This window comes from Labilibaculum manganireducens (assembly GCF_002843385.1).
Taxonomy (GTDB): domain Bacteria; phylum Bacteroidota; class Bacteroidia; order Bacteroidales; family Marinifilaceae; genus Labilibaculum; species Labilibaculum manganireducens.
This window is the reverse complement of the sequence record NZ_MVDE01000023.1, coordinates 1-25,306: the sequence shown is the minus strand read 5'-3', so window position 1 is coordinate 25,306 and position 25,306 is coordinate 1. Positions and strand designations below refer to the sequence as shown.

Annotated in this window: 24 protein-coding genes and 1 tRNA gene; 6 read left to right on the top strand and 19 right to left on the bottom strand. The window is 36.2% G+C overall.

Annotation, left to right across the window (positions count from 1 at the left end; all coding sequences use genetic code 11):
* Positions 1–19 precede the first annotated feature (19 nt).
* From pabB to BZG01_RS14430, 5 genes are all read right to left on the bottom strand, one after another.
* Positions 20–1,330 (bottom strand): aminodeoxychorismate synthase component I, encoded by a 1,311-nt coding sequence (pabB, locus tag BZG01_RS14450; protein WP_101310554.1) that lies wholly within the window; start codon positions 1,328–1,330, stop codon positions 20–22.
* A gap of 256 nt (positions 1,331–1,586) precedes the next feature.
* Positions 1,587–2,042: a cupin domain-containing protein gene (locus BZG01_RS14445; protein ID WP_101310553.1), complete on the bottom strand. Its 456-nt coding sequence runs from the start codon at positions 2,040–2,042 to the stop codon at positions 1,587–1,589.
* 86 nt (positions 2,043–2,128) lie between these two features.
* On the bottom strand, positions 2,129–2,647 hold the full coding sequence (locus BZG01_RS14440) for a hypothetical protein (RefSeq protein WP_101310552.1): 519 nt from the start codon (positions 2,645–2,647) through the stop codon (positions 2,129–2,131).
* A gap of 57 nt (positions 2,648–2,704) precedes the next feature.
* Entirely contained in the window at positions 2,705–3,931 is a 1,227-nt protein-coding gene (locus BZG01_RS14435; RefSeq protein ID WP_101310551.1) for a DNA cytosine methyltransferase, read from the bottom strand.
* Positions 3,932–4,207: 276 nt separating this feature from the next.
* Positions 4,208–5,206: a YhdH/YhfP family quinone oxidoreductase gene (locus tag BZG01_RS14430; protein WP_101310550.1), complete on the bottom strand. Its 999-nt coding sequence runs from the start codon at positions 5,204–5,206 to the stop codon at positions 4,208–4,210.
* A 136-nt stretch (positions 5,207–5,342) separates the two neighbouring features.
* Between BZG01_RS14430 and BZG01_RS14425 the strand changes: the two genes are divergently transcribed.
* Positions 5,343–5,657 (top strand): winged helix-turn-helix transcriptional regulator, encoded by a 315-nt coding sequence (locus tag BZG01_RS14425; protein WP_101310549.1) that lies wholly within the window; start codon positions 5,343–5,345, stop codon positions 5,655–5,657.
* A 45-nt stretch (positions 5,658–5,702) separates the two neighbouring features.
* Here the strand turns inward: BZG01_RS14425 and pepT are convergent, their stop codons facing one another.
* The 3 genes from pepT to proS all read right to left on the bottom strand — a co-directional run bounded on the left by pepT (position 5,703) and on the right by proS (position 9,314).
* Complete coding sequence (gene pepT / locus BZG01_RS14420; protein ID WP_101310548.1) at positions 5,703–6,929, bottom strand: peptidase T; 1,227 nt, start codon at positions 6,927–6,929, stop codon at positions 5,703–5,705.
* A 129-nt stretch (positions 6,930–7,058) separates the two neighbouring features.
* Complete coding sequence (locus BZG01_RS14415; RefSeq protein WP_101310547.1) at positions 7,059–7,742, bottom strand: hypothetical protein; 684 nt, start codon at positions 7,740–7,742, stop codon at positions 7,059–7,061.
* Positions 7,743–7,838: 96 nt separating this feature from the next.
* The gene (gene proS, locus BZG01_RS14410) at positions 7,839–9,314 is read right to left on the bottom strand and encodes a proline--tRNA ligase (protein ID WP_101310546.1); all 1,476 of its coding nucleotides are present in this window, start codon (positions 9,312–9,314) and stop codon (positions 7,839–7,841) included.
* Positions 9,315–9,415: 101 nt separating this feature from the next.
* Between proS and BZG01_RS21420 the strand changes: the two genes are divergently transcribed.
* Together BZG01_RS21420 and BZG01_RS14395 are read left to right on the top strand one after the other, a co-directional pair.
* Complete coding sequence (locus tag BZG01_RS21420; protein WP_143470921.1) at positions 9,416–10,939, top strand: hypothetical protein; 1,524 nt, start codon at positions 9,416–9,418, stop codon at positions 10,937–10,939.
* A gap of 173 nt (positions 10,940–11,112) precedes the next feature.
* Positions 11,113–12,573, top strand: a complete 1,461-nt coding sequence (locus BZG01_RS14395) for an OmpP1/FadL family transporter (protein ID WP_101310543.1) — start codon at positions 11,113–11,115, stop codon at positions 12,571–12,573.
* 109 nt (positions 12,574–12,682) lie between these two features.
* On the opposite strand, the gene BZG01_RS14390 is transcribed toward BZG01_RS14395, so the two are convergent.
* The 10 genes from BZG01_RS14390 to BZG01_RS14350 all read right to left on the bottom strand — a co-directional run bounded on the left by BZG01_RS14390 (position 12,683) and on the right by BZG01_RS14350 (position 21,851).
* Positions 12,683–13,957, bottom strand: coding sequence for a sulfate adenylyltransferase subunit 1 (locus BZG01_RS14390; protein ID WP_101310542.1), 1,275 nt, complete (start codon positions 13,955–13,957; stop codon positions 12,683–12,685).
* 55 nt (positions 13,958–14,012) lie between these two features.
* A complete protein-coding gene (gene cysD, locus BZG01_RS14385) occupies positions 14,013–14,918 on the bottom strand; it encodes a sulfate adenylyltransferase subunit CysD (protein ID WP_101310541.1) in 906 nt (301 codons plus the stop codon).
* Positions 14,919–15,000: 82 nt separating this feature from the next.
* Positions 15,001–15,609 (bottom strand): adenylyl-sulfate kinase, encoded by a 609-nt coding sequence (gene cysC / locus BZG01_RS14380; protein WP_101310540.1) that lies wholly within the window; start codon positions 15,607–15,609, stop codon positions 15,001–15,003.
* Between the two features lie 173 nt (positions 15,610–15,782).
* A complete protein-coding gene (locus BZG01_RS14375; protein WP_101310539.1) occupies positions 15,783–16,622 on the bottom strand; it encodes an enoyl-ACP reductase FabI in 840 nt (279 codons plus the stop codon).
* Positions 16,623–16,740: 118 nt separating this feature from the next.
* Positions 16,741–18,396: a DNA repair protein RecN gene (recN, locus tag BZG01_RS14370; protein ID WP_101310538.1), complete on the bottom strand. Its 1,656-nt coding sequence runs from the start codon at positions 18,394–18,396 to the stop codon at positions 16,741–16,743.
* 58 nt (positions 18,397–18,454) lie between these two features.
* Entirely contained in the window at positions 18,455–19,360 is a 906-nt protein-coding gene (gene porD / locus BZG01_RS14365) for a type IX secretion system protein PorD (protein ID WP_101310537.1), read from the bottom strand.
* A 59-nt stretch (positions 19,361–19,419) separates the two neighbouring features.
* Positions 19,420–20,013 carry a phosphopantothenoylcysteine decarboxylase domain-containing protein gene (locus BZG01_RS21900; protein WP_245870383.1) on the bottom strand — a complete coding sequence of 198 codons (594 nt, stop codon included), beginning with the start codon at positions 20,011–20,013 and terminating at the stop codon, positions 19,420–19,422.
* A gap of 53 nt (positions 20,014–20,066) precedes the next feature.
* Positions 20,067–20,624: a flavoprotein gene (locus tag BZG01_RS21895; protein ID WP_225441296.1), complete on the bottom strand. Its 558-nt coding sequence runs from the start codon at positions 20,622–20,624 to the stop codon at positions 20,067–20,069.
* Between the two features lie 64 nt (positions 20,625–20,688).
* A complete protein-coding gene (locus BZG01_RS14355) occupies positions 20,689–21,024 on the bottom strand; it encodes a DNA-directed RNA polymerase subunit omega (RefSeq protein WP_101310536.1) in 336 nt (111 codons plus the stop codon).
* 23 nt (positions 21,025–21,047) lie between these two features.
* Positions 21,048–21,851: an outer membrane protein assembly factor BamD gene (locus tag BZG01_RS14350; RefSeq protein WP_101310588.1), complete on the bottom strand. Its 804-nt coding sequence runs from the start codon at positions 21,849–21,851 to the stop codon at positions 21,048–21,050.
* 168 nt (positions 21,852–22,019) lie between these two features.
* On the opposite strand from BZG01_RS14350, the gene BZG01_RS14345 reads away from it, so the two are divergent.
* Positions 22,020–23,270 (top strand): aminotransferase class I/II-fold pyridoxal phosphate-dependent enzyme, encoded by a 1,251-nt coding sequence (locus tag BZG01_RS14345; RefSeq protein WP_101310535.1) that lies wholly within the window; start codon positions 22,020–22,022, stop codon positions 23,268–23,270.
* A 110-nt stretch (positions 23,271–23,380) separates the two neighbouring features.
* On the opposite strand, the gene trxB is transcribed toward BZG01_RS14345, so the two are convergent.
* Positions 23,381–24,373 (bottom strand): thioredoxin-disulfide reductase, encoded by a 993-nt coding sequence (gene trxB, locus BZG01_RS14340; RefSeq protein WP_218973116.1) that lies wholly within the window; start codon positions 24,371–24,373, stop codon positions 23,381–23,383.
* A 180-nt stretch (positions 24,374–24,553) separates the two neighbouring features.
* Between trxB and BZG01_RS14335 the strand changes: the two genes are divergently transcribed.
* Positions 24,554–24,629 (top strand) — tRNA-Pro (locus BZG01_RS14335).
* 128 nt (positions 24,630–24,757) lie between these two features.
* Positions 24,758–24,994, top strand: a complete 237-nt coding sequence (locus BZG01_RS14330) for an Arm DNA-binding domain-containing protein (protein ID WP_101310534.1) — start codon at positions 24,758–24,760, stop codon at positions 24,992–24,994.
* Positions 24,995–25,306 lie beyond the last annotated feature (312 nt).

Sequence of the window (25,306 nt, the reverse complement as noted above, 5' to 3'; positions counted from 1 at the left end):
TTTAAAGATAAAAAATCCCTTACTCTTTTAATACTTTTACAATGGCTTTTGCCTTCAACATACATTCCTCATATTCCTTTTCAGGATTTGACTGCATGGTAATAGCCCCGCCCACCATAAACGACAGGTAATGATTCATTGCGTTATACTGAATACTTCGAATTACAACATTAAAATCAAAATCACCATCAGGAGTGATATAACCAACTGCTCCGGAAAACAGTCCTCTTTTGGTTGATTCGTATTTCTCAATCAATTTCATGGCTCTAACCTTTGGCGCACCGGTCATCGATCCCATAGGGAAAGTCTGACGAATTGCTTCTACAAAATGAACATCTTCTTTCAGCTCCGAAACTATAGTCGAAATCATTTGATGAACCTGAGGAAATGTATAAATACCACACAATTCCTCAACAATTACAGAGTCCTTTGCTGCAGTTCTCGACAAATCGTTGCGAACTAAATCCACTATCATGATGTTCTCGGCTCTCTCCTTAGCATCAGAAAACAAATTCTCTTTAATCAACTTATCTTCTTCTTCATTCGCACCTCTTTTAGCCGTTCCCTTAATGGGTTGAGATATAATTTTCCGCCCCACTTTTTTAAGATATCGTTCCGGACTTGCCGATAACAAATACTTCTCTCCCATTCGGTAAAAACATGAATATGGCGTAGGCGAAACCTTCATTAATTTTCGAAACATTTGCCTTGGCCGGATATAAGTATCCTCCGCATAAAATTCCTGACAAAAATTGACTTCGTAAATATCACCTATTCGGATGTGCTCCTTCAATTGCCTGATAGCTTTTAAATACTCTTCCCGGCTGATTCTGGATTTTATTTCCGCAACAGTAACCTCTTTCTCTTTTGGTACAGATATATTCTGAATATTCATGACCAAATTATAAATATCCTCTTCGGAAAATTCCTCTTCGAAATAATGAACCAATAAGGTATCCACATCTAAAAGAAACACCCAACGCGGACGAAAAAAATTCATTTGCGGCAAGTCCAGACCATCCTGATTGTCTGAACTTAAATTCTCAATCTCATTTTTAAGATCATAACCCAAATAACCAAACCACCAATCTTTAGCAAAATCGATCTCAGCTTTTAGGTTATCGAAGCAATTCTGCTCCGGCTCAATAATTTGAAGGGCATCGATACCGGCAACCAACTCGTATGTATTGTATTCCATTTTCGAATTCTCCTTCAAATTCACTTCGTGACTGTCAAGAATACATACGCACTGAAACTTCTTGCTCCAAAAAAGCAATTGTTCTTTAAATTTTGTTGTGTCGGATATGTGGAAAGTAAGCCTTTTTCGCATATGGCAAATTTAAAGAAAAGATGCATAGAATCTCTTCTCTTCTACAAAATAGAAGAAATACTGCAATACGATATGAAGTGAATATTAATTTAAGGAGATCTTCCTGAAACTTAATATGATCATTTTTTGTTTGGACGGCTTCTACATCTTGCGTAGAAGATATTTTTTTGCTTTTTGTCTGATTATCATCAGCAATATGGCATACGAAGAATTTTCATCGCGTCATTACCAACTTTAGACAATTTCTTATTTGTTTTTATCTCCATTTAGGTTCAACAGGAACTCTTTCTCCATCGGCAACGGTATGCTCTTCCAGAGAATTTTCTTTAGACTGAATTACCATATATATCATTGTTTCATTAGAAGAATTACAGATACCACGTTTCCCTTGTGGTGCAACCCGTATTGTACTTCCTTCTTTTATACTAAAACAATCTTCGTCCACTTGAAAAAAACCGGAGCCTTTTAGGATTATATAAGTTTCTTCATTTTTTCTGTGAATGTGAAAATAAGATTGCTCAGATTGTGGTGGAAGCGAATTAAATGAAATTTCAGTGCCGGTTGCTTTAGTCGCATCTTTTAAAAAAACTTTGCCTTCTATTAAGTTTTTACTTGCAGGATGAATTAGAGAGTAATCCATTATATCTTTTAAATCACCCAAATTAACTGCACTGTAATTAGTACTTTCTGATAGCTTTTCAACTTCTTTCATTCCTGTTTTTTTTGATTTCCCTTCTTAATATAAACGAGTATTTTGTCAAAATATCAATTAAAGACTAAAGTAATAAGAATAATATTTTATTCCATCTTCATGATTAACTCCTCCATTGAATTGTACTCTAATAAACCTTTAAAATCAGCAAACTCAATTATTTTTGAATCCTGTTTAACAGTCATTTCATCAATCATACTCTTTGTTGCCAAACCACTTACAAGAACACGACTATCAGTATTAACATGAACAAAAATGCAATTACTTACATGATCAGCACTGAATTTTGGTAACGAATCGCCCGCGAATAAAACTAAATTCAGAGTCTTATTTTCGAAAACGTACTTTTTTCTGTTGTAATTTTTTTTAGTTCGTTTATCCCAATCAAATTTCCGCAGACCAATAAGATTCTCAAAAGCATATTCTGAAAATATATCATCTCTTAACCGACTATAATATAGCTGCCCTTCCATTCTGTCCCTTAATTTTCCCATATCAGGCAATTCAAGATGCTTTAGTGCTATTGATTGAATATTAGCTTCTATATATTTAGGGATATTTACTCTTTTAAAATAAACTAATTGATTTAAAAGTACTTTATTCATCTTGGCAAAATTCAATATATGTATTCTTTTTCATTAATTATTTTCCTGCAAATGATATCATAAAACCATACAAATTTGCTTAGCGATTCGCTCAATTAAGCTTGTTGTAACCGAATTACCTGCCTGCATATACAAATTACTGTTTGCTAGCTTAGGCAAGATATAATCATGAACAGGATAGCCTTGAAATGCAAAGCATTCTTTTGGAGTTAGTTTTCGTATTCCAAAATCATCTTTAATAAGCGGCACATTATGTCCGCCGGTACCCATATTTGCAGTTAAGGTCGGACAAACATTATTTTTATTTTCTCTTACATAAACCCTTCGCCACTGATAAACGGTATCTTTCGATATCATTGATCTCTCCAATTCCTGGTAATATTTATGACCCTTTTTGTAATAATAAATATCATCCTGCTTCCCTTTTTCTATAAAATCATGAATGGTCTTTGTTAATTTAATCTCTTCGGGAAATTCAAAATTCAAATAATTTTCAACCTGATCAGGATCAAAAGCTACAATAAAAATCCGCTCTCTGTTTTGAGGAACATTTGCATGTGTTGCCGAATTTAAAACTTTGTGAAATACTTTATATCCTAACTTTACTTCTAATGTTTCAAGAATTACTTTAAACGTATTTCCTTTATCGTGAGAGACCAAATTTTTAACATTTTCCAGAAAAACAACCTTAGGCTGATGCCTTTCAATGATTTGTTCCACATCAAAAAATAAAGTCCCCCGTGTATCAGCAAAACCTTTTCGATTCCCGGCAATTGAAAATGCCTGACAAGGAAAGCCCGCACATAAAATATCAAATTGATCAGGAATGTAATTTTTATTTTTCCCGTTGGTTATATCTCCAAATGGAATTTCCCCAAAATTTGCCCGGTAAGTTTTTTTTGCTCCACTATTCCATTCACTGGTATAGATACATTTCCCTCCTGCATTTTGCAATGCAAGTCTAAACCCGCCAATACCGGCAAAAAGATCAATAAATTTAAACTTGTAATTTTCAGGAGTTGGGAATGGCACATTTTCAACTTCAAGTAAGAGTTGTTGTAATGTATTTTCCAGCAATACAGGAGAATTATCGCTTTGCTGTTCGCATTCCAAAAAATTATTTAGAGCTAACAGAGCATCCTTTTCGTAGTGCTTTTTCACACCATTTTGATAATTATGCAGATAATGAGTTAAAACGGCTTTGTTTTCAGCCTCTTCAACAAGCTTTAGCTGGGATTTACCCCTCCCCAAATTATCTATACTTATTGTATGAATTGAACTCATTCTAATTTCCTCAATAATTTAGGGGGCAAGATACAAAAAAATAGTTGCTTTCAGACTGAAAACTCTTGACTCCAATGTTTCAATCACTTGCATAATCAATACTTTTAAATGATTAATTATTTTATGAATCTCTATTCTTCTGCTTAATATTTGACTGGTATTGCCTGCAACAACACATTAAAAACACTCCTTACCTCAGACATATAAAGCCTATTTGTGTTTTAATCAAAAAAGGCAACCAATTGGCTGCCCTTTCTCTTTTAATATTAAAAAAAACTAAAGTTTCACAATAACTCTCCCGCGACTCTTCTTTGCCAACATTAAATCAATATAAGTATCCAATTCTTCTAAAGATGATTCAATAACCTGCTCTTTGTTGCTGTAAACATTCCAATCAGAAGCCAACTTGTTCCAAACTTTTTGGCGCAATTCCATTGGGCAATTCTGAGAATCAATACCAATTAAACTAATGCCGTTTAGAATGAATGGATAAACCGTCATTGCCAAATCTCCTGAGCCAACATTACCACAACAGGTCACATTTCCCAATGGTTTGCAAGCTTTAAGAAGTGTATGCAAAGTATTTCCACCAATAACATCAATGGCTCCTGCCCAAAGTGGCTTCAATAATGGTCTTCCCGATTGATCATCGGTAATTTCACTACTAATGCGATTAGCAACACCTAATTCGTGTAATTCATCTTCACCACCACTGTTTTCGAAAGTCGCTGCAATTACTTCAAAGCCTAAACTAACCAATATACTAATAGCAATACTACCCACTCCACCTAAGGCTCCTGTAACCACTACCGGTCCCATTTTTGAAGTTTGTCCTGCCGACAACAAGCTATACACCGATAAAGCAGCCGTAAATCCAGCAGTTCCATAAATCATGGCTTGTTTAAAGTCCAATTCTTTTGGCAATGCCACAACCCAAGCCTCCGGCACACGAATGTATTCTGCAAAACCACCATCGGTGTTCATACCCAAATCGTAGCTGGTTACAATTACTTCATCGCCGGCTTTAAACCTTTCACCCGATGAATATTCCACAACTCCTGCCGCATCAATGCCCGGTGTATGCGGATATTTTCGAGTCACTCCTTTATTTCCAGATACCGAAAGTGCATCTTTAAAATTCAAAGAAGAATACTTCACTCTCACAATTACCTCTCCTTCCGGAAGATCTTCAATTTTCCGTTTTTCAATCCTTCTGATGAATTTACCCTCTTCTTCGTAAATTCGCAGTGCTTTAAATTCTCTTTTTGTATCCATATCTTATCCTGATTTAATTCTTATCTTGTACCAAAGCTACAAGCATTTTAATTACTAATCAAGAACTTACACTTTGGCAGGCTACTAACAATTTGTTCGGAATTGCTGATTATCAACACGTAAAAACTTTTTTATTTTGAAAAAAGGAGATTGTCCAATAGATACATTTATCAATTTCGTTAAAGGAAAACGAAAAGCAACCATCATTTTGCATCTGATACAAGGAACCAAGCGATACAACGAATTGGTGAAACTTTTGCCCGATATCAGCGACCGAATGCTTAGCAAAAACCTAAAAGAATTGGAAGAAGATGGTTTGGTGATCCGTAAGGTTTATCCTGAAGTTCCGCCAAAAGTGGAATACAGCCTTACCGATTTGGGAAAAGAGATTCATCCTATTTTAAAAGCCATGTTTTTAGGTGGAAGGATGTTCGAAAAATTAATGAAATAAGAAAGGCAACCAAACGATTGCCTTTCTCTTTGTATATTTATTCAGTTATCGTTTCGAAATTAATTCTACAATTTTCAGAATTACTTCTACCGATTTTTCCATTGATTCTACCGGAACGTATTCGAATCTTCCGTGGAAATTATGTCCGCCGGCAAATATATTCGGACAAGGTAAACCCATATAGGAAAGGCGACTTCCATCAGTTCCTCCACGAATTGGAATGATCATTGGCTCAACTCCTACTTGCTTCATTGCTTCTTCAGCAATATCAACAATGTATTTCACCGGCTCAATTTTTTCACGCATGTTGTAATACTGATTGGTTATTTCCAGACTTACACTTCCCTCACCATATTTCTCACAAAACTCATCACAAAGAGATTGTACAAATTGTTTTCTCCCTTCATACTTCTTCATTTCAAAATCGCGGATAATGTATTGAAGATTTGAATTCTCAACATTTCCCGCCATCGAAATTAAATGGTAAAAGCCTTCGTAACCTTCTGTTTTGTCGGGCACTTCATTTTCAGGTAAACGTGTCAGAAATTCATTGGCAATCAACATCGAGTTAATCATTTTGTCTTTCGCCATTCCTGGATGAACATTACGGCCCTGAAAGCTGATTTTTGCAAATGCAGCATTAAAATTCTCATACTGCAACTCGCCAATTTCACCACCATCAAGCGTATAAGCAAACTCAGCTCCAAACTTCTTCACATTAAAGAAATCAGCCCCTTTTCCAATTTCTTCATCAGGCGTAAAGCCAACATGAACAGGACCGTGTTTAATTTCAGGATGTTCGGTAAGATATTCTATCGCAGTCATGATCTCTGCAACACCCGCTTTATCATCCGCCCCCAACAGCGTTATGCCATTCGTTGTTATTATCGTTTGACCTTTGTATTTTTTCAATTCCGGAAAATCAGCAACTTTCATTACGATATTCTTTTCTTCATTCAAAACAATATCTTCGCCATTGTAGTTTTCCCAAAACTGAGGCTTCACATGTTTTCCTGAAAAATCAGGACTTGTATCCATATGAGCTACAAAACCTACGGCAGGAACTTCATGATCCAAATTGGAAGGAAGAACAGCCATAATGTATCCGTTCTCGTCAAGACTAATATTTTCCAATCCCATCTCTTCCAATTCCCGGGTCAATTCTTTTGCCAAAAACATTTGTCCGGGTGTACTGGGAGTTAACCCGGTTTCGGTATCCGATTGGGTATCGAATTTTACGTATCGTATAAATTTTTCTATTACGGCACTCATATCTGGTGTTTATAATTAAAAATACACAAATAAAGCTTCCCAAAACTTTTTGGTGAAGCGTTGCAATATTACTAAAATGATGTTTGAAAATGAATTTGATTCAGGTTTTCTTATTGCGAATCTTAACTGTTATACATCATCGGATTTAAACTGAAAACCCAATCGTTTACCCGTTGGTATTCTTGCATTCTGAATTTTCTCGAACATCTGTCCTACTGACATGATCTTCACATTATCGTATGGAGGAACCAATAAATCGAAATTCAAAGAATAATTAATGGCAGTTTCCACAATGTTTCGCAGGTTATCATGATCTGCAGTAGAAACCGATAAATCCGTTTGCAGCAAACCCAATTGTCTTTTCCCCTCAACAATGTAATGCTTTTCTCTGTTGATAAAAATCCGGGCAACCAAATATCCTAAATCCTCATATCGAGTATATTTAAAAGAATCTGCCAAAAAATTATAGACATTAATAATGCCTGAGTAAGCATTGTCAGGATCTGTTTTCACGTAAGCTTGCTTCCACACATTATGATCTCTGTTAAATTGAAAGACATTGGTATGTAAACTAAAAACTAAAATATCAGATGCAATTTTAATTTGATATTCAAATTCTCCTTTGTCTTCAAAAGATAAAAGTATATTTTCATCGACCTCGCCTAATTCTGAATTATACTCTTCAATTAAATTTTTAACTACAACCCGTAATTCCTCAAATATTTCCTTGGTATTTTTATAAACAATTTGCTTTAATGAAGCTTTGTCCATAATTGTTGAGAGTATAGCAGCTTTTGTGTTTAAGATATTCATTGTATTATTGTTTAAAATTGAAAAGTAAATATACAAAAAAACAGTCATCAGATACCTGATGACTGTTTGATAATATTTACATTTAACTTTTCTTAATTAATAGGATTTTGCAAATACCACCCGTTGCTTAGAAGGCTTACCGGTTACCATACAAAAACCTTCTTCACCATCTCCTTCGAAAGGAATACAGCGAATAGTTGCTTTAGTCTCTGTTTGAATTTTCTCTTCTGTTTCGGCTGTACCATCCCAGTGAGCAAGGAAAAATCCGGTTTTGCTTTCCAAAAGTTCTTTAAACTCTTCGTAAGTATCTACTTTTGTCGTTTTTTCTGTTCTAAAATCTAATGCTTTCTGGAAAATGCTATTCTGAATTTCTTCCATTAAATTTTCAATCAAATCTTCTACACCTTCAATAGAAACTGTTTCTTTTGTTAGGGTATCACGACGGGCCAACTCAATAGTTCCATTCTCCAAATCGCGGGCACCAATTGCCAAACGAACAGGTACACCCTTTAATTCGTATTCAGCAAATTTCCATCCCGGCTTGCGATTATCGCTATCATCGAATTTAACTGAAATGCCTTTGGCTTTTAGTTTTGCAACAATAGGATTTATAGTTTCTGATATTTTTTCCAGCTCTTCAGCTTTTCGGTAAATGGGTACAATCACAACCTGAATTGGCGCCAGTTTTGGAGGCAGTACCAAGCCATTATCATCGGAGTGAGCCATAACTAAAGCACCCATTAAACGGGTTGAAACACCCCATGAAGTTGCCCAAACATAATCCTCTTTGCCTTCTTTGTTAGTAAATTTCACATCAAATGCTTTTGCAAAATTCTGTCCCAAAAAGTGAGATGTTCCAGCTTGAAGAGCTTTACCATCCTGCATTAAGGCTTCAATACAATAAGTATCCAATGCTCCTGCAAAACGCTCAGATTCTGTTTTATGTCCCTTTAACACAGGAACAGACATCCATTTTTCAGCAAATTCACCGTAAATATCAACCATTTGTTTGGTCTCGATCAATGCCTCTTCTTTGGTTGCATGTGCCGTATGGCCTTCTTGCCATAGAAATTCTGATGTACGCAAAAATAAACGGGTCCGCATTTCCCAACGCATAACATTCGCCCACTGATTACAAAGAATTGGTAAGTCGCGGTACGATTGAATCCAGTTTTTATAAGTACTCCAAATAATCGTTTCAGAAGTAGGCCGAATAATTAACTCTTCCTCCAATTTCGCTTCAGGATCAACAATCACTCCTTTTCCGTTCGGATCATTTTTCAAACGGTAATGAGTTACCACTGCACATTCCTTTGCAAAACCTTCCACATGATCAGCTTCCTTACTCAAAAATGATTTAGGAATTAAAAGAGGAAAATATGCATTTTGATGACCCGTCTCCTTGAACATTTTATCCAATTGAGCCTGTATCTTTTCCCAAATAGCATAGCCATAAGGTTTAATAATCATACATCCCCTTACAGGAGAGTTTTCTGCTAAATCTGCCTTGATCACCAAGTCATTATACCATTGCGAGTAATTTTCGCTTCTACTGGTTAAAACTTTTGCCATTATATATTGTTTTGGTATGGTATTTGCTACTTTTATGGTAGTTATAATTCCTTACAAAAGTAAAAAATAATCTTAGATAATTCATTATTGGAGGACAAGCGATGAAAACCTATTTAAAAATTCTACTCGTTACAGCATTCTTTGCAACCAGTTGCTCCCCATCTTATGTGGGAACAGCAGTTTACGAAGATGATTTGTATTACAATCCTAATCAGGCTCCTTTATTAGTTCAAAAAGTTGAAGCCAATTCCCCTGCTGTTCAAAAGAGCAATTCTTTAGCTCCGTCAACTGCAACACAATCATCAACAAAAACCAATCCAAACATGGAATCGGAAGCTCTTGATGATCGTAATTTTGATGCATTACAACAAAAATACACTGAAATATTAAATGATGAGTCAATTGGTAGTGTCGACACAGTGATTTACGAAGGTGATTCAGGTTATTACTTAGGTGGATTTTCTGGTTCGGAACGGGATCAGGAAGAAGCTCAACGTTTACGGGACATGTATCCTCAGGGATTTGGTTACTACGATAACAGTGGTTACAATACCGCCATGTGGCTGGCCGGAGATCCTGACTGGAATGTTTACGTAGACGGAAACAATGTATGGTGGACACCAACATGGACAAATTACCGCTTTTACAATGGATATAATTACTCCACAATGAGATACGGCAATCTGTTTGCTTACAACTATCCATACGGAAACTATGGCTATAATTCCTATTGGGGATTTAACATGGGCTTTGGCGACAGCTGGTATTGGGATTTGAATTTCGGCTGGGGATTCTCAAATCACTACTACGGAAGCTACTATCCATACTATGGACACTATGGTTATTACGGGCATCATGGATATTATGGCCACCACGGATATCATAATTATGCCTCTTCAACTTATGATGGAAAAAGAAGATCAAATAATTATAAGGCAGGAACTGCAACTAATGCAAGTGCCTCCAGACGAACAAACGCAAGTGCGGCATCGGCGTCAACCCGAAGATCTGCTGCTTCAAGCACGAAAGCTGGTACTGTAAGTACAAGCAGAAGATCAACAAGCTCAGTTGCCAATGATATCAGAAGGAGTAATGCCGCGGCTCGTTACAGCTCAGGCAATGGAAATTCTTACGGAACAAGAAGAACTGTATTAAATGGCACATCAGGCAGAAGATCTACTTATGGAACTACTCCTGCAACAAGGACAAATACCAGAAGTAATTATTCCAACGGGAATATCAATCAAAATAGAAACAGTTATTCTAATACCCGTAGAAGTTCGTCACCAAGTTATAATAAGCCACAAACGAATACACGACCTTCTTATAACCGATCTTCAAATTCGAACAAATCGAATTATTCAAAATCGTCAACAAGATCGTCTTATTCTAAAGTGAATAATAATTCGTCCAGACCATCATACAGATCAGGTTCTTCTAAATCCAATTCTGGTTACAGCAACAGCGGAACCAGAAGATCATCTGGATCGTCAGGATCGTCGGTTCGTTCCTCTAGAAGCAGCTCCGGATCATCAGGAACTTCAACAAGATCATCAAGTGGAAGCTCCAGATCATCAAGCGGAAGTTCGAATTCAAGCAATTCAGGAAGCACCAGAAGAAGATAAAAAAAATATTCACCGGAATATCGTTCTCCAAATTCCGGTGAATATAAACAAAACCTATAGTAACATATTTACGATCACCCTATATCTGATATAACTTTTCAGTTTACTCTCTTTAGATTGAATAGTTGCAATTTTTAATCAGGATAACACAGGACATTTTAAAATACTTTTTTATGAAACGATATACTTTTTTGCTCATTTTGTCCCTAATTGCAGGAACTACCTATTCTCAGAGTGTAGATAATGCTCTTAAATATTCGAGACAAGAATTTAGTGGAACTGCACGTTCAGCCGCCATGGGCGGTGCTTTTGGTGCTTTAGGTGGCGACTTTTCAAGTCTAAGCATTAACCCTGCAGGTATTGGTGTTTACAGAAGTTCTGAATTTACGTTCACTCCTTCGATTGAATATACTAAATCGAAAAACAGTGGATTTTCAGAGGATAAATACAGCTTTACAATGGGAAATGTTGGCTATGTAGCAAGCTACATTCCAAGAATAGCACCTGAGAAAGGATGGCAAAATTTCAACTTTGGAATTGGCTACAACCGAATTGCAAATTTCAATCGTGAAGGATATTTATTCAATTTAAATTCAGGAACTTCATTGCTTGATAAGTGGGCAGATTTGGCCGCCGGCAACTCTCCGGACAACCTGTACTCTTTTGAAGAAAAACTTGCTTACGATACTTATCTTATCAACAATGATGATGAGTTAAATTATCAATCTGTTCTTTTCGGTAATGATCGTATGGATCAGCAAAAACGAATTGACGAGAAAGGATACATTGGCGAATATGTATTATCATTTGGAGCAAATTATGGGCACAAGCTATATTTAGGTGCAACTGTTGGAATTCAAGATCTATACCACAAATCAACAACCTCTTATTCAGAATTTTCCCTTGCTGATAACATTACATCATTAAATGAATTTACCTTTAATGAATATATGACAACATCTGGTGTCGGTGTTAATTTTAAATTTGGAGCGATCTATAAAGTCACAAACAGTTTAAGAGTGGGTGCAGCAATTCATACTCCTACATTTTATAATCTTGACGAAACCTATGATACATCAGTAAGTTCAGAATTTGATCCAAATATTCCTGATGCATTTCCTGAAGACGGAGATGCATATCATGCCTTCAAGTCGGAGTTTGTATCAAGAACCAGTTACGATCTTGAAACTCCGTTTAGAACAATTCTTAGTGCAGCCTACCTATTTGGCCAAAAAGGTGTACTTAGCGTTGATTACGAAATGATTGATTACTCTAATGCCGAATTTAACGATAGTGATGCAGGTGATTTAATGAGCGAAAATCAAGACATTGCTAACTCGTACCGTTCTACTTCTAATTTAAGAATTGGTGCCGAATACCGCCTTACTCCTAATATAAGTATACGCGGTGGATACGCTAAAATCGGAGATCCTTACAAAAATTTTAATATTGATGAGGGTTTTGACACCTACTCAGCCGGTTTCGGAATTAAACAAAACAACTTCTTCTTTGATATGGCTTACCAGTACAAAGAATACAATGAAGATTTTGTTCTCTACTCAGGCAGTAATGATATCGTTCGTTTAAACAATACAAACCATCAGGTTCGAATGACCTTTGGATTCAAATTTTAAGAACATTACTACTATAAAAAGGAGATTGCTATAATGGCAATCTCTTTTTTATTGCAAAAAAATGGCTGAAACAATTGTCTCAGCCATCTTGTAATCCAACAATTGGATTTTATAAGATCATCCCGGCAGCAACCGTTTCATTGGTTCCTTCATCAATAAGAATAAAACTTCCCGTTAAACGGTTCTTTTTATACGAATCGAAAAACAATGGTTTTGCTGCTTTAAAAGACACGCATGCAATATCGTTTAATCCAACCACCTTATCATCTGTCACTTCATCCAAGGTATCAACATTTACTTTAAACTTCACATCACGAATCATACATCGGGTTTCGTTGGTGGTGTGCTTAATTGTATATTTTCCACGAGGCATCATAGCCCGTTCATTCATCCAGCAAAGCATTGCCTCAAATTCCTGACTAACATTCGGTACATTATTCGCGTCAACAATCATATCTCCTCTTGAAATATCAATATTATCACTTAATCGTAATGTTACTGATTGAGGAGTAAAAGCAACTTCTTGTTCTCCGGTAAAAGAATCAATCGCCTCAATACTAGTTTCAATTCCCGAAGGTAAAATCCGAACCTTATCGCCAGGATGAAAAACACCACTTGCTACCCTACCGGCATATCCACGATAATCGTGAAACTCATCTAATTGGGGACGAATTACATACTGAACGGGTAATCTTGAATCTCCGTGATTACGATCATCAACGATTTTAATATTTTCCAGAAGATCCAACAATGGAGTACCGGAATACCAATCCATTTTAGTTGATGCATCCACCACATTATCACCCAATTTTGCCGAAATAGGAATAAAACGAACATCTTTAATGTTCAATTTATCAACAATCGTTTTTTGGTAATCAGACTTAATTCTATCATAAGTCTCCTGTGAATAGTCAACCAAATCCATTTTATTGATGCACACAATAATATGTGGTATTTGCAGTAAATTGGCAATGTATGAATGACGAAGTGTCTGTTCAATTACACCATTACGTGCATCCACCAAAATTAATGCAGCATTCGCAGTAGACGCACCTGTAACCATGTTTCGGGTATACTGAATGTGTCCTGGAGTATCGGCAATAATAAATTTACGTTTTGGCGTTGCAAAATAACGATATGCAACATCTATGGTTATTCCTTGTTCACGTTCAGCTCTTAAGCCGTCTGTCAGCAAAGCAAGGTCGACTTCTTCATCGCCTCTTTTTTTACTGCTGATTTCGATAGCTTCCATTTGATCTTCGAAAATGGCTTTACTATCATATAATAATCTTCCAATAAGGGTACTCTTGCCGTCATCAACACTTCCTGCAGTGGTGAATCGTAAAAGCTCCATATCTAAATATCCTGCTGATTTCTCTGACATATCTGTATTTTTCTCTTAGCCTCCAGCTTCCAGCTTTTAGCCTCACATTCAATTTTTAAAAATATCCTTCTTTCTTACGATCTTCCATCGCAGCTTCCGACCTTCTGTCATCGGCTCTTGTTCCACGCTCGGTTGTTCTTGTAGCAGCAACTTCTTCGATAATTTCTTCTAAAGAATGTGCCTCCGATTCAACAGCTCCGGTGCAGGTAGCATCTCCAATGGTACGGAATCTAACGATTCTTTTCTCTGTCTTTTCTCCTGGACGCATCGGTATGCAATCACTTTTAGCCAAAAGAGTTCCATTTCTTTGAAACACTTCACGTTCGTGGGAAAAATACAGATTAGGAATTTCAATATTTTCAAGATAGATGTATTGCCACACATCCATTTCAGTCCAATTCGAAATAGGAAATACTCTAAAATGTTCTCCAATGTGTTTCTTCCCGTTAAAAAGGTTCCACAATTCAGGACGCTGATTTTTTGGATCCCACTGACCGAACTCATCTCTATGAGAGAAAAAACGTTCTTTAGCTCTTGCTTTCTCCTCATCGCGACGACCACCGCCCATTGCACAATCTACTTTTAAATCTTCGATACCATCCAAGAGTGTAACTGTTTGCAACTTATTTCTACTGGCATTAAATCCAGTTTCTTCTGCAACTTTTCCCTGATCAATAGAATCCTGAACGTAACGCACAATAATACGGGTTCCTGTTTTCTCCATCAGCATATCTCTAAACTCGATGGTTTCTGCAAAATTATGTCCCGTATCAATATGCATCATTGGGAAAGGCACCTTTGCAGGAGCAAAAGCCTTACGAGCCAAGTGAAACATGATAATAGAATCTTTTCCTCCGGAAAATAACATGACCGGATTTTCAAATTGAGCAGCAACTTCACGAATCACAAAAATAGATTCAGCTTCCAGTTCTCTTAAATGATTAATATTGTATTCCTTCATTCGAAAATATTTTATTTGCTTTCTAACAGACTATTTATTGAAACAGTCATTTACAATAAAGTCTACTTAGTTTTCAACTTCACTAATTTCTTATTAACCGAGGTAAAATTGCATTTACAACTTTTTCTACCGACTCCTCAGGCGTCATTTCAGAGGTTTTGATTTCCAAAAAAGGATTCTCAGGTGCTTCAAAAGGTGAATCAAGGCCAGTGAAATTTTTAATTTCTCCATTTCTGGCTTTCTTGTACAATCCTTTTACATCTCTCTCTTCACATACTTTATAAGATGCATTTACATACACCTCTAAAAAATCTTCTTTCCCAACTATTTCCTTTGCTACATCCCTAATATCAATAGTAGGACTCACAAAACAATTAATTGTAATGATACCACAATTCAAAAATAACTTAGACACCTCGGCAATTCGCCTGATATTTTCAGTCCTGTCTTCTTCCGAAAAGCCTAAATTTTTATTGATTCCTGTTCGGATGTTATCTCCATCAAGAATCTGGGTTAAAAAACCCCTCTTCTGAAGTTCCTTCTCCAATCCGATAGCAATAGTGGTTTTACCTGATCCGGAAAGTCCAGTCATCCAAATAACCTTAGAATTCTGATTTAAAACCCCCTCTTTATCTTCCCTTCCTAAAATCCGATCAAACACAGGATGGATATTTGTTGCCTTTGTGGTCATTAACTATTTTTTGTTTTGCTATTTTCTTACAATTCTGATTTTTGAAAAGTAAGGGCAAATGTACATATTATCAGTAGATTTTAAAAATCTACGCATTTTTCAATTCATGATTTTCTGCAAAAAAAAATCCGGATTTTTCAATCCGGATTCAAAAGATAATATTTAGCTTTTTATTATTCTTTACAATCACAAGGATTAAAACTCTTATTATATTGACTCATAGCCCTATAACTCATACCCATACTTGAGAAACCTCCGTCATGAAATAAATTCTGCATGGTAACTTTCTTTGTCAGATCTGAGAATAAAGTGATGCAATAATTCGCACATTCTTCAGCAGTAGCATTTCCAAGAGGCGACATTCGTTCCGAGAAATCAATTAATGAATCGAATCCTTTAACTCCGCTGCCGGCAGTAGTCATTGTTGGTGATTGCGAAATAGTATTAATACGCACACTTTTTTCACGTCCGTAGATGTAACCAAAACTTCTGGCGATTGATTCCAACATCGATTTAGCATCAGCCATATCGTTGTATTCGTACATTGTTCTTTGCGCAGCGGCATAAGATAAAGCAACTACTGATCCCCACTCAGCCATTGCATCAAGCTTCTTTGCTGTTTGCAATACTTTGTGAAATGAAATAGCCGAAATATCCAATGTTTTTTTCAAGTATTCGTAGTTCAATTCATCGTAAGCAAGTCCTTTACGAACATTTGGCGACATACCGATTGAATGAAGAACGAAGTCAATCTTACCACCTAAAATCTCCATTGATTTTGTAAACAACACTTCCAAGTCCTCAGGACTTGTAGCATCAGCAGGAATTACCTGAGCATTACATTTTTTAGCCAATTCATCAATTGTACCCATTCGGATGGAAACAAGAGTATTTGTTAAAACAATCTCAGCTCCTTCTGCCACGGCAAGTTCTGCAACTTTCCATGCAATAGACATTTCATTCAAGGCACCAAAAATAATCCCTCTTTTTCCTTTTAATAAATTATACGACATACTTAGTAATTATCATTTTTTTCAGCTTCAAAGATAACACATTAAATTAAGAATGATCCTAAATAAGCTCATTAATTAAGACTGAATAAATTCTTTAATTCAATCAGATATGAAATAATCAATTAGATAACAACACTTTAGCATTATCCAAAGCTGCCTGAGTGAGGTCAGCTCCGCTTAGCATTTTAGCAAGCTCTTCTATTCGGCTTTGCTGGTCGAGAAGTACAATATTTGAATAGGTTTCCAGCTCATCATCTGCCTTATAAACCTTATAATGATTTTTTCCTTTTCCTGCTATCTGAGGAAGGTGAGTAATACTGATTACCTGAATATTTTCTGCCATTTTATTCATCATAGTCCCCATTTTAGCTGCAATTTCACCGGAAACTCCCGTGTCAATTTCATCAAAAACGATGGATGGCAATGCTGTCGACGAAGATATTAAATACTTGATACTCAACATGAGTCGGGACAACTCTCCCCCTGAAGCAACTCTTTGCACTTCCTCTAGCTGACCATTCTTATTGGCACTGAACAGAAAACTCAAATAATCGCATCCCAAATACTGAAAATCTTCTTTAATTTGTGTAGAGACCTTAAAGTTTGCATTGGGAATTCCGAGCTGAACCAGCTGCGAAACGATTGTTTTCTCAATAGCAGGAATTACCTTTACCCTACTATCTGTAAGCTTTTTAGCTGATTTAAGAACCAATTCTTCCTGCGCTTTTAATTGCTTCTTCAAATCTTCAATGAAATCATCACCAGAAACAATTTTATCCACCTTTTGTATCAATTCTTCCCGTATTTGAATTAGTTCTTCACCAGAATTCACATGATGTTTCTGTTGCAGGGAATAAATAGCATCTAATTTCTGATTTAAAAATTCAATTCTTGAAGGATCCAATTCAACAGACTCATTGCTTCGATCCAATTCTTGCGCAAGATCATTCAATTCGATATATGCACTCTCCAATCGTTCAAAAAAACTTTCAGCATCCGGAAATACGTTTTTGATTTGAGCTACTGCATTCCGCGCCTCTTTCAACTGCGTAACAATCGGGAATTCACCTTCCGACAGATTTTCATACGCTTTAACCAAACCCGACTTAATCTCCTCGGCATGAGTCAGAGTTTCCAACTCAGCTTCCATTTCAACTTGTTCACCGGCAACTAATTTTGCCTCAAGCAATTGTTCCAACTGAAACTGAAAATAATCCAAATCAGCCTTTTCCTTGGCAGCCAATTCTTCTTGTTTACGCAACTCCTGCTTTAGCTTTTGGAATTTATCAAAACACTCCTGATACTTTTTTAAGATCTCCGAATTGCCTGCATAAGTATCTACAATTCCAACCTGATATTCGAAACTTCCAATCACCAAATTCTGATTTTGGCTGTGCACATCAATCAGGCGCAAACCCAACTCTTTTAAAATTTTTACACTTACAGGTGAATCGTTCACAAAAGCCCGGCTCTTACCATTAGGAAGTATTTCTCTTCGCAGCAGCGTTTCCTTTTCGTAATCCAATTCGTTGTCAGCAAAAAACTTCTCTAATTGATACCGTTCAATTGAAAATGAACTTTCGATTATGCACTTTTGTTCTTTATCCTTAAGTACATTCACCTCAGCTCTTTGACCTAAAACCAAGGATAAGGCTCCTAAAAGTATTGACTTACCAGAACCTGTTTCTCCCGTTATTACTGAGAAACCATCTGAAAATTCAATATCCAGCTTTGTAATTAAAGCATAATTCTGAATTGATATGGATTGAAGCATAGGAATCTAAAAAATGATCATGGTAACTCGGCAAAACAAGCTTATTCCTAAAATAGAATTACTTCTCTTTTTGCCCTATTATTTTATTGTATTTTGAAATATTGGCAGGATCAATTTCGCTGAGTATATTAAAAACCCTTTTCTTTTCATCCGTAAAGGATTCTGAAAAAATATTTACCAACTCATCGGCTTTTGCATCAAAAAATATTTGAAGAATAAATGATCCTGGTTTTGCTCTATATGCTTTCTGAAGTAATCGTAAACTTTCTGCTATTTCGGCTCTCGATTCAGTTAAACGTTCTGCCATATTATCCAACCCTAAACGATGGTAGCGATAAAGGCACTCTCGAACTGGACTATAAGCATTGTTTAATATGTTCTCGACCAACCAATATCTGTTTTTCCTACTTTCGAAAGCCTTCCAACCTTTTACATTTGAATTTTGCATCTTATTTACAATCTCCTCGGCTTTTGCGTAATAAACACTCCCGCCATCCATCGAATAAGTATCGTAATCCAAACCTAAAACAATATAAGCATAGTACGATAACAATGCAGTTAAGCTAGTAGGTGTAGTTGCCTCGTTGAACTCTAAAGTTTGATACTCTACGTACTTGAACTGAACATCATCATCCTTAAAATTCAGCAATACACTATTGTAAGAAGAATTAAATATTGGTCGGCTAACCTGAACCTGAACGGTGCCCTTAAACTCATCAGCCGATATTTGATTGGTTAAATTAATTAGAATTGTACATTCAATTCTCTCATCGTAACTATAAACGTGATCTGTCCATCGGGTAGTATTCATAAACTCGTAAACCGCAGTCTGAAGCGTTCTAAATACCTGCTTATTGGTTCCCTGGATTTGCTGACTCACAATCTGAACATTACACCTTAACTCCTGAGAATACAAAGGAATGGAGATGATAAAAGCAAATAGCAATACAATGAGTTTTCGCATAATTCGATTTCAAAAGTTACCAGCTAAAGTTAAAAATTTAAACGGAAGTGAACCAATATTTATTCTTCATAATATGCAATCAATTCATTAACGATATCTTTTGCCACCTCTGCTTTACTTTTCAATCCGTATTTTTTACACTCCCCACTCTTATTTATTATCGTTATCTTATTGGTATCGTACTGAAAACCGGCACCTTTATCATTCAATGAATTAAGAACTACGAAATCCAGATTTTTCTTCTCCAACTTCAATTTGGCATTGGTTTCTTCATCATTTGTTTCCAATGCAAATCCGACCAAAAATTGATTTATTGTTTTAATGACACCCAAAGATGCTGCAATATCCTTTGTGGGAGTAAGCTCTATGGTATAATTTTCCTTTCCCCTTTTCACCTTGGTATTTTCGGTTGTTACAGGTGTAAAGTCGGCCACAGCAGCGGTCATAATTCCCCCATCGCAGTTTGGGAATGCCTTTAGCGATGCCTCGTACATTTCCTGAGCGGAAACAACATCAATACGTTTAATATTTGAATTTTGAGTACTTAAAGAGGTAGGTCCGCTTACCAAAACAACCTGAGCTCCCTGGGAAGCCAATTCTTCGGCTATTGAAAAGCCCATTTTCCCAGATGAAAAATTACCAATAAAGCGCACAGGATCAATCTTTTCGTAAGTTGGTCCTGTGGTAATTAAAATCTTCTTATTGCTTAGTTTTTTTTTTTAGATTCGAAAAATTCGATAATTTTCTTAACGATAATTTCCGGTTCTTCCATTCTTCCCTTTCCGTAAAGTCCGCTTGCCAATTCACCACTCGAAGGTTCTATAAACAGATCGCCGTAGGATCTTAAAATTTCCATATTCCGCAATGTGGCAGGATGCTTAAACATATCCAAATCCATTGCAGGTGTATGAATAACCGGACACTTGGCTGAAAGATAAGTTGTTAAAAGCAAATTATCACAAATACCATTCGCCATTTTAGCCATTGTATTGGCTGTAGTTGGTGCAACAATCAATAAATCTGCCCAAATACCTAAATCTACATGACTATTCCATGATCCATCATCATGCTTAAAGAAATCTGATAATACGGTATTTTTGGATAAGGTGGCCATGGTTACAGGAGAAATAAACTCCTTTGCATAGGTAGTCATGATCACTTTTACATTTGCTCCTTCTTTCACCAATAAACGCACTAAAGAAGCCGCTTTATAAGCAGCAATACTTGCGGTAACTCCAAGAATAATGTTTTTATCTTTTAACATAAATCAGACTTAAAAATAAAAAGTTCCCTTTTGCTGCAAAGGGAACTAATAAACTATTTTGTAATTAATCTTCTGTTTGTACCTCTTTTGCAGGATTTCTGTAATAGATTTCTCCATTAATAAATTCCTCAACCGCGATTAATGATGGCTTTGGCAATCTCTCGTAATATTTAGAGATTTCAATTTGCTCGCGATTTTCAAAAACCTCTTCCAAGTTATCTGTATAAGATGCAAACTCCTGCAACTTCTTATTCAGTTCACTTTTCAGTTCAACAGCAATCTGATTAGAACGTTTTGCCATAATCACCACAGATTCGTAAACATTACCCACTTCTTCACTTAACTCAGTCATGTTACGGGTAATTGTAGAACTTGCTGCATTTGTTTTCTTGTAATCCATACTATAAAAGAATTAGATCTATTTTAAATATTCGTATTAAACTTACTCAAGTAGGCTTCTATACCTTCAATCATTTTTTCAGCACGCTTTCGATACTTACTTTCAGGGAATTCATCAACAAAAGAAAAATATTCTTCCTTTGCGAGATTGTATCTTTCTCTTTTTTTGTCTTCAACACTTAATAAGGCCAATTCATATCGAGATTCCAACAACATAAACATTAAATCTTCCCGATAAGAAGAACCAGGGTAATCTTTCAATCCATTTTGCAAGGAAACAATTGCTGCAGGAAAATGTTCTCTGTCATAATAATTTCTTGCACTTAGGAATGATTTCAGCACCAGCTTATCCTGCATCTCATCAATATAATCGTTGCATTTTGGAATTCGGGTAGAATTCGGATAGCGGTTAATGTATAATTGAAAAGCATCAATCGCATCTTTTGTTGATGTCTGATCCAATCTTGGTTTTGGTGACTCCAAATAGTAGCAATATGCACTCATATACAAACTCTCTTCTGAATATGGACTATCCGGAAATGTTTTCAGGAAATTCCTGAAGAAATACCCCGCAGAAATATAATCTCCCGAACCATACGAACAGTAAGAAATATAGTAGCTGATTGTTTCCGCCTTACTTGTTCCCCTATAAATTGGTAACAACTCCTCAAAAAGAGTTGACGCTTTTACATATTCTTCTGCATTATAGTATTCAACAGCCTTCTTATATTTCAAAGGATTATCGTTACTCTTAAGAAGTTTTTGATACTCACTGCATCCACCTAAAACAAAGGTGAACAGTAAAAAAACATAAACAATTTTTCTCATAGGTATAGCTACTCCATTTTTTTGCATTTTGCAAAGATATATTTTTCAAGCGAAAAATAGGATACTTTCCACTCATATTATACAATTCTTTATAATTTATTGCTAAAATTCCAAAAAACATTACTTTTGCACAGTTGCAATTAAAACATTTCAAAAAAAGCATAGACTGTGGATATATTTGACAAAGTTACCTCAAAAAAAGGAAATCTAGGGCAATACGCTAAGCAAGCTCATGGATATTTTGCATTTCCTAAATTGGAAGGCGAAATTGGATCAAGAATGAAATTTCGAGGAAAAGAGGTTTTAACATGGAGTTTGAATAACTATATCGGATTGGCAAATCACCCTGAAGTAAGAAAAGAAGATGCTGAAGCTGCTGCAAGATGGGGATTAGCCTATCCAATGGGAGCTCGTATGATGTCCGGACAAACAAGCCGTCATGAAGAGTTAGAAGCTCAATTGGCTGATTTTGTTGGAAAACCAGATGCATTCCTTCTTAATTTTGGATATCAAGGTATGGTTTCTATTATTGATTCTCTTGTTGGTCGTCATGATGTGATTGTTTACGATTCTGAATCGCATGCATGTATCATGGATGGTTTGAGACTTCATGTTGGAAAACGCTTCGTTTATCCTCATAACGATATGGATAATCTTCGTAAAGAATTAGACAGAGCCACTAAATGGACTGAAAAAACAGGTGGTGGTATTCTTGTAATTACTGAAGGTGTGTTTGGAATGGCTGGTGACCTTGGTAAATTAGATGAAATTTGTGCCCTTAAGGATGATTTCAATTTCCGTTTACTAGTTGATGATGCTCATGGTTTTGGTGTGATGGGAAAAACCGGTGCTGGTTCTATTGAGCATTTCGGTGTTGAAAATAAAGTAGATTTGCATTTCAGTACTTTCGCAAAAGCAATGGCTGGTATCGGTGCTTTTATCGCCTGCAGCGAAGAAGTTGGTACTTACCTAAGATACACAATGAGATCTCAGATTTTTGCAAAATCATTGCCAATGCCTATTGTGGAAGGATCTATTAAGCGTTTGGAACTTTTGAAAAACTCTCCTGAATTGCGTGAGAAACTTTGGAACGTAACCAATGCTCTGCAAACTGGTTTAACTAAAGCCGGATTAAACATTGGCGTAACAGAATCTCCTGTAACACCAGTTTATTTATCGGGTAGTGTGGCTGAAGGAACTCAGGTAACTATGGATTTAAGAGAGAATTACAATATTTTCTGTTCTATCGTTGTTTACCCTGTAATTCCTAAAGGACAATTGCTACTTAGATTGATTCCTACTGCAATGCACACTTTAGAGGATGTTGAGTACACTGTTAACGCATTTAAAGAAGTTGCTAAGAAATTGAGCGAAGGAAAATACAGCAATGAGAAATTTGCTGATATTTTTAATCAATAGTATTCTAAACAATAAAAAAAACGACATTCTTTCGAATGTCGTTTTTTTTGCGTAAAAAAATTACCCGACTAACAAGTAATCGGGTAATCTATATCTAACAAAATTTGCATTTATTCTCTTTCAGAAATAAATCTCTCAGCATCCATAGCTGCCATACATCCTGAACCTGCTGAAGTAATTGCCTGACGGTAGTGAGGATCTTTTAAATCTCCTGCTGCAAACACTCCGGGAACATTTGTTTTGGTCGAATCCGGTTCAGTCAATACATATCCTTGCTCATCGGTTTTTAAATACTTACTAAATATCTTTGAATTAGGTGTGTGCCCGATTGCGACAAAATAACCATCTATTTTGATGTCCACTTCTGTCTCATCGGCCTCTCCCATTCGCTTTATCAACTTAGCCCCCTGCACTACACCGTCGCCATAAAGCTCTTTGGTATTGTGCTCATAAAGAACTTCAATATTTTCTGTTCGGGCAACACGATCCTGCATAGCCTTAGAAGCTCTTAAATAATTTTTACGTACAATTAAATATACTTTCCTGCACAATCCAGCCAGATAAGTTGCTTCTTCTGCCGCCGTATCGCCACCTCCAACTACTGCAACATCCAATCCACGGTAAAAGAAACCATCGCAGGTTGCACAAGCTGAAACTCCCGAACCCATATATTTTTCTTCGGTTGGAAAACCTAAATATTTAGCGGTAGCACCCGTTGCCAAAATAACTGTCTCTGCCATGATAACTTTCTTTCCGTCAACAATTACCTTGTGAGGATAAATAGAAAAGTCTACTTCGGTTACTAACCCCCAACGACAATCTGTACCAAATCTTTCTGCTTGTTTTTTTAAATCAGCCATCATAGCCGGGCCGGTAACTCCATCTGCATATCCGGGAAAATTATCAACCTCTGTTGTTGTTGTCAATTGTCCTCCGGGTTGCAAACCTTCAATTAAAACAGGATTCAAATTTGCTCTTGCGGCGTAAATTGCTGCAGTATATCCGGCAGGACCAGATCCAACAATCAGACATTTTACATTTTCCATATCCCCTTCAGGTGTAGAAGGATTGGTATCCTTCAGATTCATTGACTTAAATTCCATATATGTTAATTATTCTATTTCTAAATAAGTTTTCGAGTAGCAAATCTACAAAATATCCAGATAACTACAAGTGTGTTTATTCATAGAAAAAGTAGATGTTCACATCAATTAACTCGAATCTTTCAGCTGTTTTCATTTTGACAATTCTTAGACATAAACTATATTTGTTGCCTGCAATATCGGGGCGTAGCTCAGCCAGGTTTAGAGTACACGTCTGGGGGGCGTGGGGTCGGAAGTTCGAATCTTCTCGCCCCGACGATGTAAGATTAATGATTATCAAGCGGTTACATCCTCTGTAACCGCTTTTATTTTGCTTTATTTTTACTTAAATATTGCGGTTTAAGATGCTTTTTGTAGCTTTAAAAGTATAAAAACGTGCAAATTATGGTAGCGATAAATCTCAACTTAGACACCCGAAAAGCCAAGAAAGACGGAACATTTCCGATAAAATTATTCTTACGGCACAAAACAAAAATGGCTTATTTAAATGCAAATTACTCAATTAAAGAAGAATATTGGGATAATGGAAGAATAAAAAGAGGTTGTCCAAGTATTGAAAATATAAGATTCGCAAACAATAAACTAGCCATGATGCTTAAACAAGCAGAAAAGGGTGTATAAGGCTTTTTACAACGTGGATTGTAACGAAAGAACAGCTTTACTCAATCTTATTAATTTATTTTATAACCGTCCAACTTTTGGGGTTCACTTCAAATTGGATTGCCTGAGGTACGAAGGCTAGCCGTAGAGTTCAACGGAAAACCTGACCCGAAGCCCCCCAAATAATTAACAATTGGGAATGAAATGTATCCGTCTCCACAATAGCGCATATGGATTTTCGATAAGATTTTAGATTTTTACATTCTTAAAATTCACATAAAAAGGATGTACTATGATTTTTAATTTCACGGCAACGACACGTTTTTATTTTTT